Source organism: 'Vigna radiata' phytoplasma (assembly GCF_030586915.1).
In the GTDB taxonomy this organism is placed as follows: Bacteria; Bacillota_I; Bacilli_A; order Acholeplasmatales; family Acholeplasmataceae; genus Phytoplasma; species Phytoplasma australasiaticum.
This window is the reverse complement of record NZ_JAOSIS010000013.1, coordinates 1-13,426: the sequence shown is the minus strand read 5'-3', so window position 1 is coordinate 13,426 and position 13,426 is coordinate 1. Positions and strand designations below refer to the sequence as shown.

At 20.8% G+C, this 13,426-nt stretch carries 11 protein-coding genes; 6 read left to right on the top strand and 5 right to left on the bottom strand.

All coding sequences use genetic code 11. The features are described from left to right. The 4 genes from rplI to OC710_RS01640 form a co-directional block, all read left to right on the top strand. Positions 1 to 407 (top strand): 50S ribosomal protein L9 (gene rplI, locus OC710_RS01655; RefSeq protein ID WP_304514975.1); only part of this gene is annotated, 407 nt, incomplete at its 5' end. Continuing rightward, complete coding sequence (gene dnaB, locus OC710_RS01650) at positions 404 to 1,771, top strand: replicative DNA helicase (protein WP_004995218.1); 1,368 nt, start codon at positions 404 to 406, stop codon at positions 1,769 to 1,771. The genes rplI and dnaB, both read left to right, overlap by 4 nt. 28 nt (positions 1,772 to 1,799) lie before the next feature. Further along, the gene (gene prfA, locus OC710_RS01645) at positions 1,800 to 2,876 is read left to right on the top strand and encodes a peptide chain release factor 1 (protein WP_004995216.1); all 1,077 of its coding nucleotides are present in this window, start codon (positions 1,800 to 1,802) and stop codon (positions 2,874 to 2,876) included. A 7-nt stretch (positions 2,877 to 2,883) separates the two neighbouring features. Beyond that, positions 2,884 to 3,447 carry an L-threonylcarbamoyladenylate synthase gene (locus OC710_RS01640; protein ID WP_004995214.1) on the top strand — a complete coding sequence of 188 codons (564 nt, stop codon included), beginning with the start codon at positions 2,884 to 2,886 and terminating at the stop codon, positions 3,445 to 3,447. Positions 3,448 to 3,464: 17 nt separating this feature from the next. On the opposite strand, the gene OC710_RS01635 is transcribed toward OC710_RS01640, so the two are convergent. The 5 genes from OC710_RS01635 to OC710_RS01615 form a co-directional block, all read right to left on the bottom strand. Beyond that, the gene (locus tag OC710_RS01635) at positions 3,465 to 4,472 is read right to left on the bottom strand and encodes a hypothetical protein (RefSeq protein WP_004995212.1); all 1,008 of its coding nucleotides are present in this window, start codon (positions 4,470 to 4,472) and stop codon (positions 3,465 to 3,467) included. 28 nt (positions 4,473 to 4,500) lie between these two features. After that, positions 4,501 to 5,436: a tyrosine-type recombinase/integrase gene (locus tag OC710_RS01630; protein ID WP_004995210.1), complete on the bottom strand. Its 936-nt coding sequence runs from the start codon at positions 5,434 to 5,436 to the stop codon at positions 4,501 to 4,503. Positions 5,437 to 5,488: 52 nt separating this feature from the next. Beyond that, complete coding sequence (locus tag OC710_RS01625; protein WP_004995208.1) at positions 5,489 to 6,238, bottom strand: YitT family protein; 750 nt, start codon at positions 6,236 to 6,238, stop codon at positions 5,489 to 5,491. Positions 6,239 to 6,461: 223 nt separating this feature from the next. Further along, positions 6,462 to 7,493 (bottom strand): tryptophan--tRNA ligase, encoded by a 1,032-nt coding sequence (trpS, locus tag OC710_RS01620; RefSeq protein ID WP_004995207.1) that lies wholly within the window; start codon positions 7,491 to 7,493, stop codon positions 6,462 to 6,464. Continuing rightward, positions 7,490 to 8,341: a hypothetical protein gene (locus OC710_RS01615; protein WP_304514974.1), complete on the bottom strand. Its 852-nt coding sequence runs from the start codon at positions 8,339 to 8,341 to the stop codon at positions 7,490 to 7,492. The genes trpS and OC710_RS01615 overlap by 4 nt, the downstream gene beginning before the upstream one ends. A gap of 1,351 nt (positions 8,342 to 9,692) precedes the next feature. Here OC710_RS01615 and nrdE point away from each other — a divergent pair. Together nrdE and OC710_RS01605 are read left to right on the top strand one after the other, a co-directional pair. After that, on the top strand, positions 9,693 to 12,233 hold the full coding sequence (gene nrdE / locus OC710_RS01610) for a class 1b ribonucleoside-diphosphate reductase subunit alpha (RefSeq protein ID WP_004995203.1): 2,541 nt from the start codon (positions 9,693 to 9,695) through the stop codon (positions 12,231 to 12,233). A 47-nt stretch (positions 12,234 to 12,280) separates the two neighbouring features. Next, on the top strand, positions 12,281 to 13,426 hold a 1,146-nt coding region (locus OC710_RS01605), incomplete at its 3' end, for a DnaA ATPase domain-containing protein (RefSeq protein WP_304514973.1).

Sequence of the window (13,426 nt, the reverse complement as noted above, 5' to 3'; positions counted from 1 at the left end):
AAGAAGAAATTATTCAAGTTAATCCTGGTTTTGGTAACTATTTAATTAGAACTAAAAAAGCTCTTTTAGCTAATCCTCAAAATATTAAATATTTAGAACAAAATAAAAAAATAAAAGAAGAAAAAGAACAACAAAAAATTATATTGATGACTAAATTAAAAGAAGAAATAGAAGATAAACAAATTACTTTTCAAATAAAAATTGGCCCAAACGGCGAAATGCATGGCAAAATAACTCCAAAAAATATTATAGATGAACTATATAAAAGTCATAACATTTTATTGGATAAACCCAAAATAATTTTAGATAATGAAATTAATGCCTTAGGTATTTATAAAGCTAATATTATTTTAAAAGATAATATTATAGCAGCCTTAACAATTAACGTAAAAGCTAAAAAATCATGAATGAAAATATAAAACTACCTTATTATGCAGAGGCAGAAAAATCAATTTTAGGAATTATTTTTTTAGAACCTAAACAAATTATTAATGTAATAGGACGTTTGGAAGTTAGTGATTTTTTTAACCTTAATAATCAAAAAATTTTTCAAGCAATTCAAGAATTATTTGAAACATCAAAATCTATTGATTATTATTCAGTATATACATTATTAAAAAATAAAAATATTCATATAGATGGCGGACAAAATTATTTAATTCAATTAGGCGAAATAATTCCATCCATTTATCATTTAGAAACATATATTAACTTAGTCAATGAAGCAGCTGTTAAAAGAAATATCATTCAAACTGCTTCTTCTATTGTGCACGAAGGATTAAATAATCCTGATATTGAACCACAAAAATTTTTAAATTTAGCAGAAGAAAAAATTTTCCAAATTTCTAATAAAAGTAAAACCAATAATTTCATTAAAATAAACAACTTAATCGAACAAGTACAAGAAAACACTATAAACAATTTACAAAATAAAAATATTATTGGTATAAGCACTGGTTATACTAATTTAGATGAAGTAACCTTAGGATTAAAAAAAGAAGAATTAATCATTATTGCTGCTAGACCTTCTATGGGAAAAAGTAGTTTTATGACCAATTTAGCAATTAAAATGGCTCAAAAAAATAATAATGCTCAAACTTATGTAGCAATTTTTAGCTTAGAAATGTCTAATGAACAATTAGTAACAAGGATATTAAGTGCTCAAAGCGAAATACCTCATAAAAATATTCAATTAGGATTGTTAAATCAAAATCAAAGATCTTTGCTAAAATTAACAGCTGATAAATTAAAAAAATTAAATATATATTTTGATGATTCAGTAGCAGTAAATATTTTAGATATAAGAACGCAATGTCGTAAATTAAAACATCAACAAAAATTAGATGTAGTAATTATAGATTATTTACAATTAATCAGAAAAAATAATCAAAATAATCGACAATATGGTTTTAATAATCGACAAGAAGAAGTTTCTGATATTTCAAAAAGCTTGAAACAAATGGCTCGTGAATTAAAAATACCAGTTATAGCTTTATCCCAATTATCTCGAGAAGTAGAAAAAAGAGAAGATAAAAAACCTATTCTATCAGATTTAAGAGATTCAGGGAGTATCGAACAAGATGCTGATATAGTTATGTTTTTATACAGAAAAGGATATTATTCGAAAGAAAAATATAGTGAATATAATATAGACTTAGGGCACACAGAGTTAATTATTGCGAAAAATCGTCAAGGTATTACAAGCACTAAATATTTTAATTTTGATTCTAATTGTTTATTATTTAATGAAACTGACCACTTAATAGAATAAATTAAAATAGGATGATACAATAATTTAGATGTTTGATAAATTAGAATTAATAAAAAAAAAATATTTACAAAATCAAAAAAAAATATTAGAAAACCCAAAAAATTTTCAAAATATTAATTTATTAAAAGAAATGAATAAACTGCAAAAAATTGTTTTTGCTTACGAAGAATATATTCAATTAAAAAAAGAGTATAAAACAATACAAAAAACATTATCTCAAACAAATGATAAAATTTTAGAAGAAGAAATAATCCAATTAGCAGAAACAGAAAAAAATAATTTAATTATCAAAATTAAAAACAAAACTAATCAATTAGAAAAACTATTATACCCAGAACAATATAACGCAGAAGATAAACAAGATGTAATTGTAGAAATTAAAAAAGGCATAGGTGGGCAAGAAGCTAATTTATTTGTATCAGATTTGTTTAGAGCTTATAAAAAATATATAGAATATAAAAAATGGAAATTAGAAATTATCAATTTATTATCTACATCTAAAGAAGGTATTTCGTCTGTTGAATTTGTAATTAATGGAAAAAATGTATTTTATTATTTAAAATATGAATCCGGAATACATCGAGTACAGCGTATCCCGAAGACAGAAAATAAAGGCAGAATACACACATCTACAGTAAAAATATTAGTAATTCCTAATGATAACCATCAAAAAATAGAAATTAATTGGAATGACATTAGAGTGGATACTTTTAATGCTAGTGGCCCTGGGGGACAATCTGTAAATACCACTAAATCAGCAGTTCGATTAACTCATTTACCTACAGGTATAAGCTCATCATGTCAAATAGCAAAAAGTCAACATGATAACAAAGAAAAAGCTTTTCAATTATTAACTAATAAAATTTATTATCAACAACAATCTGAACAAAAACAAAAACAAAATCAAATTAAAAAAGATTTAATAGGTAAAAGTGATCGAAGCGAAAAAATAAGAACTTATGATTATCCCAACAATAAAATAACAGATCATAGAATAAATTTATCAATATATCAGTTAAATGAGTTTATGGAAGGTAATATTGATTTAATAATAAAACCTTTAATAGATGAATTTCAAAAACAAAAATGGAAAGATAACTTTTAACTAATTTATGAAAAACTTTAATAATATAATTATTTTCCCTACAGACACTGTATATGGAATGGGCGCTCCTTGGTATGACACTCAAAGTTTAAATAAAATTTACCAACTAAAAAAAAGATCTCTAAAAAAACCGATGGCCCTATTATTTTATAATTTAAAACAAATCGAAAATCTTGTTGAAATTAATAATCAAATTGTAAAAATATACAAACAATTTTGGCCAGGACCTTTAACTTTAATAGTTAAAGCAAAAAAACAATATTTCCGAATAACCCAAGAAAGCAAAATCGGAATTAGAATGCCAAATCATCCTATAGCTTTAGAAATATTAAAAAAAGAAGGACCTTTAAAAACTACTTCTGTTAATAAAAGCGGAGAAAAACCTATAAATGATTTCCAAATTATTAAAAATATTTATCAACATGAAGTTAAAAAAATTTTTCCAAATAATTATACTTCATCCAACACACCATCTACAGTAATTGAAATCAACGATAATAATTTCAAAATTTTAAGAACAGGATCAATCAATTTAGAAAAATTTACCGAAACATTCATTTCTCTAAAATAAAAATAAATAAAATTATATTAAAAATTATCATCTAAATCTTGATCATAAATAACCTGCTGTAAAAAAATATTTAAACATTCATGATATTTAATAACACCAATTTTCAATTTATACAAAAATTTAAAATTTAACAAAAATAATTCATAAAGAGATTTTATATTTAAATTATTAATTTCTTTTAAAAAAAAAGAAGTTTTAGCAAAAGAAAATTTACATAAATAAGATATCGTTAGAATATTATTATCATTTTGCGAATAAAAATAAATTAAAATTAATTCTTGTAAAGTTTTCATTAATTGAAAAAAAATGGAAAAAAAATTTTGAAATTTATTTGTTAAATTGTTAAATAATAAGTAACTTTCTAATATTTTTTTATCTACCAATAATTTAATTAAAGATAAAATATTTTGATCGGATTCATTAAAAATTAATTCTTTAATTATTTTGGAATCATGAATTATTTTATCTTCGATATAATAAGATTTAATTTTATTAATTTCTTGTTCTAATAAAAATAAATCATCTTGATAATGATTAATTAATTTTTTAGTCAAAATAGGTTTTATATGTGAAGATATTTTAAAATTATCATATTCAAATGTTTTCAAAATATATTCATATAATTCTCGATAATTATTAATAGAAAAAATTTCTTCCACATGCATAAAAGGTTTTAATTTATTATAAAAAAACTTAAAATTAACATTATTACAATCTAAACTAATAAATAGAATAATTTTTTTTTGAGGATTTTTAATAAAATTAAACAAAAAAGAAAAATCCAATTTATTCTTTAATTCGAATAAAGCAGAAATATTTTCTATAAAAATAATTTTTGTATTTAAAAAAGGATTAAAAGTATATAAATGTTTTTGAATGTCTGAAATAATTTCAAAATATTTAACAACATTAAAATTAAAATACCAAAAAGAATAATTTTGATCAGCAGCTAAAGAAATAATTTTTTGTTTTCTTTTTTCTAAAAAAAATAATTGCTTATAACATAACAAGTTAGCGGAAAACACTTATTATCACCTCTATCACTAAAAAAAATCAATCAGAATTAATAGCACGCGGATGACACTTTAAATAAACCTTTTTTAAACGTTTTTGACTAATATGAGTATAAATTTGAGTAGTAGTTATATCTTCGTGACCTAAAATTTTTTGTAACATTCTCAAATCCATGCCATTTTCTAACAAATGTGTAGCAAAAGAATGTCTTAAAGTATGCGGAGAACATGAAGATAATTTAGATAAACTAATATTCTTTTTAAAAATTTTATAACATCCTTGTCTAGACAAACGAAAACCTTGATAATTTAAAAAAACCCAATTGTTTTCTACCCTTTCGGATGATTTTAATAAAGGTCTAATTTTTTTTAAATAATAATAAAATAATTTTGCAACATGTTTAGTTATAGGAACTAATCTTTCTTTATTTCCTTTTCCGATAACAAAAATCTGAAATTTGTCCAAATATAAAGACGATAAAGTTAAACTTAAAATTTCAGATATTCTTAAACCAGAACTATACATTAACTCAAACATTAATTGATCACGAAAATTAATTAACGAATTACTATCATTATTAATTTGATTTAAAAAATTTAAAAATATAATAATTTCGTCTGCTGACAACACAACTGGTAATTTTCTATTAATCTTAGGAATTTTCCAATTTTCAACAATATTACGATTTATACATTTTTCTAAAAACCAAAAATGATGTATTTTTTTAATAACAACAATCTTACGCGCTACCGTTCTACTACTTAAATTATTATTTTGAGAAATATAATTAATAAAATCCGAAACATGATTTTTTTTTATTTTATTAGGAAAATTTAATTTTAACATATAAAACAAAAAATTTAAATATTGTTTAGCATCTATCAAATAAGCATCAACAGTATTACATGACAATAATAATTCCTGCAATAAATAAATTTTAAATTTTTTCCAAGTATTTTCAATCGTTATATTCACAATAAATTCCTTATTTTAAAAAAATAATCAAATTTTATATTCTAATATAAATTCAAATAACTAAATACATAAAAAAAGTTGTCAAAGGTATTTTAATTAAATTAGTTAAAAGAATAGATTCCCAATAAAATTCTTTTGTTGTAGCATAAATTAAAAAAGTAGCAATAATAGAAATCAAATAATTAAAAATACAAGTAATAAAAGAAATATCTTTTTTTTTATAAATATACAAATATTTAGAAATAATATCTATACCACCGGTAGAACCACCAATTCGAATACAAATTCCACCAATAATACCAGTTATCAAAGATACAATAAAAACTCTCAATAAATTACTAAACCAAAATTTCCCTTCATAATCAAAAATACCAAAAAAATTTTGCATTTTATTAAAAATAATTCCATTATTACCATTAATTAAAATAGTTAAAATAGTTAAAAACAGAAAAATAAAAATAGTGTTACAAAGAGTAGTAATATTAAATTTACTGTCTAACTTAGGAAAAGCAATAAACATAAATAAGATAAAATTAATAAAAAGATAAAAAAACGCCGCAAAAAAACCTACAAATAAAGAATTACATTTAAAAATATCAAAATTACTTTTTAAAACTTTGGCAATAGCATCACCAATACCATGAACACCTGTAACATATAAATTTATTTTATAATTACCACTTACAAAAAGAACATCTGCTAAACAATAAAAAAAACATAAAAAAATATTAATTAAAATAAAATTAAAATTAATTTTTTTATTTTCGGAAAGATTGATGGTATTTTCTTTTTTTTTAAACACAAAAAAATAACCTTTTCTAATTGATTTATAATAAATTATCGTTAATAAAAAAATAAATAAATAAAAAATTCAAAATTTTTTATAACAATTGATAAAAAAATGTATTTATATGTGTAGATTATATCATAATATAAAGAAAATCCAAAAAAATATTTCTATTTATTTTTAAAAAATATTTTTTAAACATTTAAAAATATATAAACATTTATAATTTAAAAAAATATTAAATAGAATATTTAATTCCTAAAATTTTTCTAATTTTATTAATTTTTTTTCGAGATATTTCATTAGCTTTTGAAGCACCATTAGCAAAAGTCTTTTCTAAAATTTCATTATTAATCAAATTTTTAAAATTATCTTGAATAATTTTAATTTTTTCCAAAATTAAAGATGCTAATTTTATTTTAAATTCTTTATAAGAATAATTAACAAACAAACTCTCTGCTTGAGAAATTTCAATACCATTTAAACCGGCATAAATTTTTAATAAATTAGAAATTCCGGGTTGTTTTTCGGGATTATATTTTATTTCACCTATATCATCTGTTACCGCTTGCATAATTTTTGTTCTAATGTTATTTAGATCTTCTAACAAAAAAATACAACCTTTATCTTTTTCTTTATCCAAAAAAAAACTTTTACTCATTTTCTTATCAGGATGAGTTAAAGAATTAATAGTATAGCCTATTTTTAAAAATTCTGGAATTTTAAAAATATCACCATAAAAAGAATTAAAACGAATAGCTAAATCACGAGTTAATTCCAAATGTTGTTTTTGATCTTTACCTACTACAACAATATCAGCATCATAAAGTAAAATATCGGATGCCATTAAAATAGGATAGGTTAAAAGAGAAACTCTTACATTAGATGAATTTTTTTTCTTTTTTTCTTTAAATTGAATCATTCTATTCAATTCTCCTAAATAAGTATTACATTCTAAAATATAACTTAAATAAGTATGAGCAAAAACATCCGATTGAAGAAAAAAAGTTGTTTTAGATAATGATAAACCAGAAGATAACAAAATAGCTGCCATATTACGTATTATTTGTTTCAAATCAAATTTTTTATCAAAAGTTGTTAAAGCATGCAAATCAGCAATAAAAAAATAAAACTCATATTGTTCAGCAAATTTCTTTTGCAACAATAATAAAGGTTGGATAATTCCAAGCCAATTACCTAAAGTCAAATCTCCGCTAGGTTTTATACCAGTAATAATAATTTTATTTTTTGCCAAAGATTGACTAATCATAAATTAAAATCCTTTTTAACCGATTTATTCTTAATTTTAAAAATAATATAAAAAACTATAGAAAATAATAAAAATAAAACAAATTCTCTAATAAAAACTGCTAATTTTCCATGAAAATAACTTATCCCAAAAATAGGTTCTCCGAAAATTTTATTTTCATGAAAAGGATAATCACATTGAATGTTAGCATAAGGGAACCAACATTGATTAAATATACATTTAACACCAAAAAAAGTTTTAAAAGGGTCTAATAAAAATAAAAAATATAAAAATAAATAAATAACAGGATGAATAAAAGATAAAAAAATTTCTTTGGTTTTTATTTTTGATATTTTCAGGTAAATAAAAATTATAAAAAAATTTAAAGGAACGATAGTGTGTTGAATAATACTTAAAAAATGACTTTCATAAATATTTTTAAAAAAATTTATATCAAAAATAACATTTTTTTTAAAATAATTAAAAAAAATACTAAAATCATTGTACGTTGTCCAAATTGGAGCAAGTATCATATTATAAACACAAAAAGTTAATAAAGAATTAACTAATGTTATTAAAATAAAAATTTTTTGTTTTTTTTTATTTTTTATTTCTATTAAAAAAGTACATAAAGTATAAAAAATAGATAAAATCATTTGGTTAGTGAAAAATCTATAATGAGAAATTATTTTTTTAAAAATTTCTTTTATGTCAAAAAAAGGATTTTTATAAAAAATAATAATATATATATCAGAAAAAATTGTAAATATTATTAAAAATAATAGTAATTTAAAAATAAATTTATTTTTAATATTTAAGAAATTCAAATAATCTTGTTTATATTGTGAATTTATAGAATTTTTAATCATAATTATTAACTATGTTTTTAATAAAAAAACCTTTCTAATGTTTAAAAAATATGAAAAAATCATTTTTTAATATAAATTTAATGTAAATGATTTTTTAACTATTTCTTTATTTTAAATTATATAATTAAAAAAAACATTTTTAACATAATAAAATTTAATATTTTTTTAATTTTTATTAAATATTATATAAATTAAAACTATTTAATTTAAAAAATATATAAAATTATATAATTATTGTTCACTAAAAAAATTTAGTTTTTTTATATATCTTTTATTTCAAAAAATATTAACAAAAATATATTTTTATGAATTTTATTTATATAAATAAAAAAAACAAAAAACTTTAAAAAAAATGTGAATAAGTTTTAGATATAAAATAAAAAAAAATGTATTTTACAATATTTTTGATTAAAAAAAAAAAATATTTTTTTTGAATAAGTAACTTGAATAAGTCTTAATAAATAATAAATTTTCATTATTTTTAGATTTTTTTATTTTTATAAAATTTATTTTTTAACAAAAATATTTGTTTTTTAATAAAAATATTTGAAATCTAAAATAAAATTGTGAATAAGTTGTGAATAAGTAGGTTATTTTTTATATTAAAATGTGAATAAGTAGGTTAAAAATGTGAATAAGTAGGTTAAAAATGTGAATAAGTAGGTTAAAAATGTGAATAAGTTATTTGTTGAAAATACAAAAATATAAGATTAATACTATATTTTTAATCTATTATATTTAATATTTCTATTCAAATGCATTAAATAACAATAAAGATATATAATTATATATTATTAAATAATATTAAAATAATATAATTTTAATTATATTTATATATAAATTTATATAAATTAAATTATATTAAATTTATAATTTTAAAATTATTCTTTAAATAAAAAATATAATTATTTTAATAAATTTAAAATAATTAAAAAAATTAAAATATTTATATAAAATAAAATAATTTAATATCAATAAAATGGCTATCATTTATGTTTATATATAAATTAATTTATATTTAAAAAAATATTTTAATATTATATGAATTGAAAAATTTTTATATAATAATAATTAGTGTTTAGTTATTGGTTATTTTTTTTAAAATTATTTATTTAATTTTGAGAAATATTTTAAAAAACATAATTAATTTTATAATTAATTTTCTGAGTTTGTTTTTTTTAATTTTATTGAATTTTTATTTAATTAAAATAAGTTTATTTTTTTGTCATAAATTATATTTATGTATTGTTTTTATAATTATTTGTTTTAGTTTAATAGAATTGTTTATGTTATATAATAGAATTATTAAAAAAATGATAATAATTTAAAATTGGGAATTAAGTTGATATGGGTGATTATTTTGAAGATTGTTTATGATGGATTAAAACACGGTAATATTTATGATTTTGTCAAAAAATTAGATTATCCTAGTGAACATATATCAGAATTTGTTAATAATAATGAGGAAATTATTTTAATAATTAAAACGGTTGGTTTTGGAGAATTATCTCAAGAAGCTAGGGATTTTTTAATTAAATATTCTCATTTAGTCATAGGTGTAGCTTCCTCTGGTAATAAAAATTATGGTTCTAATTATGCTAAAGCCGGTGATGTTGCTTCTAAAGATTTTGGTATTCCTTTGATTATGAAGTTCGAAGGTAGAGGTTTTACAGAAGATATTGAAAAATTAAATAAATGGCTGAAAAATTATAATAAATCAGGAGTTAATATGGGAGTTAATTGTAGTTTAGATGATAAGTATAAAAATTTTGTTAATGATAAAAATAAATTTTGCAATGATACTTCAATTCCTCATTGGATTATTTTAAATAATCAAATTATAGACGAAGAAGGTAATATTAAAGATCTTAATAAAGATTTAGAGGCTTTAGAGAGTTATTTATCTGAAGAAATTAAACCTAAATTAAAAAGATTTGAAAGTTTATCGGATAAATTAAAATTTTTAATTAATAATGAATATTATGAGGAAGAATTTTTAAAATTGTATTCTTATATTCAAATTAAAGAAATTTATAAAATAGCATATGATTATAATTTTAATTTTAATTCTTTTATGAGTGCTTATAAATTTTATAAAGATTATTCTTTAAAAACGCGAGATAAAAAAAATTATTTAGAAACTTATGAAGATCGTTTAGTTATTAATGCTTTGTATCATGCTTCTGGAGATTTTGAATTGGCTAAAAAATTAATTATTAATTTAATTAGACAAAATTTTACTCCAGCTACTCCGACTTTATTGAATAGTGGACTTAAAAAAAGAGGGGAATTTGTTTCTTGTTTTCTTTTAGAAGCTGGAGATTCTTTGAATGACATATCTCGTATTATAGAATTTACTATGCAATTATCTAAGATAGGTGGCGGCGTTTCAATTAATTTATCTAATTTAAGAGCTAAAGGAGAATCTATTAAAGGAATTGCTAATGCATGCAAAGGAGTTATTGGAGTAGCTAAAATTTTAGATTATGTTTCTCGTTATGCAGATCAAATGGGTCATAGGTTAGGAGCTGTTGCTATTTATTTAAGCGCTCATCATGCTGATATTTTAGATTTTTTAAACTCCAAAAAATTAAATGCAGATGACGATATTAGATTAAAGACTTTATCTTTAGGTGTTGTAGTTTCTGATAAAATGATTTCTTTAGCTAAAAATAATAAAATGATGGCTTTGTTTTATCCTCATAGCATTTATAAAAAATATAAAATGAATTTTGCAGATGTTAGCGTTGATATGGATAAATGGTATGATATTTTGGTTAATGATTCTGATATTGATAAGAAATTTATAAATCCTAGAAATTTATTAGAAATTATTGCTCAATTACAAGGTGAATCAGGATATCCATATATTATGTTTTGTGATAATGCTAATAAACAAAATACTTCTAGCGGAAAAATTAAATTTTCAAATTTGTGTACAGAAATTTTACAACCTTCTTTAACTTCTCATTATGCACCTTATGATCAACGAGATCAAGATATCATAGGTATGGATATTTCTTGTAATTTATCTTCTGGTCATATGGGTAATATGATTAAAAATAAAAATATTAAAGAGACTGTTTTTTTAGCTATGGAATTAATGAATTCGGTTTCTGAAAAAAGCAATATTCATTATGTTCCAGGTGTATGCAAGGCTAATAGATTAAATAGAAGTGTTGGCTTTGGTATGATGGGTCATCATAGTTTTTTAGCGGAAAATATGATAGAATTCGGAAGTGATGAAAATTTGGAATTAATTGATGTTTTTTTTAATGCTGTTAATTACTATTCTTTATTACACTCTAATTTAAAAGCAAAAAAAACAGGTAAAAAATTTTTTCAGTTTGAATTATCAACGTATGCTAGTGGTGAATATTTTACAAATAGGAAAGCTATTCTGCCTACATTTCCGAAAATTAAAGATATTTTTAAAGATATTGAATTACCTACTGACAAAGATTGGCAGGAATTACGTAAAAGTGTAATTAAATATGGTTTATGGAATTCACATAGATTGGCTATAGCTCCTAATGGTTCTATTGGTTACGTTATGTCTACTACTTCTTCTTTAACACCTATTAAACAATTAGTAGAAGAAAGAACTTATGGTAATTCTAAAACTTATTTTCCAGCGCCTTACTTATCTGATGTTTCTTTTATGTACCAAACTGCTTATCAAATAGATAAATTTAAATTAATAAATGTTATAGCGGTTGCTCAAAAACATATAGATCAAGGTATTTCTTTAGAGTTGTGTATTAATTCTGATATGAATACTAGGGAATTGCAAAAAATTTATTTATATGCTCATCATAAAGGTATAAAAACTCTTTATTACACTAGAACCCGAAAATTAAAATTATCCGAATGCGAAGCATGTTCTATTTAATTATTTTTTTTAGATAAAAAAAATATTTTCCTAAGGAGAAAATGATTATGGCATTGTCGGTAAGACAAGTTTTAGATAAAGTGGTAGAAGAATTGTCTTTAAGGTGCAGTCCGGAAGTTTTTAAAGCTAATTTTATTAATATGAAAAATCCTTATAAAATAGAAAAAAATACTATTTTTATTTTGGTTAGTGATTTTATTAAAACTAAAATTCTTTTGATGAATTATTTAGATTTAATTCATGAAATTTCTAAAAAATATTCTGATGCCGACATATTTTTTAAATTTTTGTCTGATGAGGATTTATTATCTAATTCCGATACAAATACTGTTAATAATCCTATAAAAACAACTGATTCGGATAATAATGTGGATTTATTACATGTCGATCACTCTTATGATTTAAAGGAATTTGAATTAGGTTATAAAGATGATTATTATTCTGGTTTAGAATCTAAGTATAATTTTGATAATTTTGTTACAGGGGAAAGTAATGATTTTACTTTTAGAATTGCTAAAAAAACCGCTAATGAAGAAGTATTATTACGAGCAAATCCTTTATATATTTTTGGAGATGTTGGCTTGGGAAAAACTCATTTAATGCATGCTATAGGTAATTTTATGATTAAAAAAGATCCTCATAAAAAAATTTTGTATGTTAAAGCCGAAGGATTTATGGAAGAATTTACTTCTAAATTAAAGCAAGATAAAATGGAAGAATTTCATAATAAATATCGAAATTTAGATGTTTTATTAATAGATGATATTCAAATGATGGAAAATGCTAAATATACACAAATAGAATTTTTTAAACTTTTTGATCATTTGAATTCTCAACGAAAACAAATAGTTATTACTAGTGATAAACCTGTAACCCAGTTAAAAAAAATTATGGGAAGATTAACAAATCGTTTTCAATCAGGATTAATAGGGGATATTAAGAAACCTGATCATCAACATTGTTTAGCTATTATTCAGAAAAAATTGTTAGCAATGCCAAGTAATTTAAGGAATAAATTAAGTATGGAGGTATTGAATTTTATTTCTTCTCATTTTGGAGATAATATTCGTGAATTAGAAGGAGTTTTGTTGCGTTTACTGAATTATACTCAAATTTATGGATTAGAAATGAATTTAACTAATTCATTAATCGCTTTAGAACCTTTATTAAAAAATAAAAATAATATTTCTCCC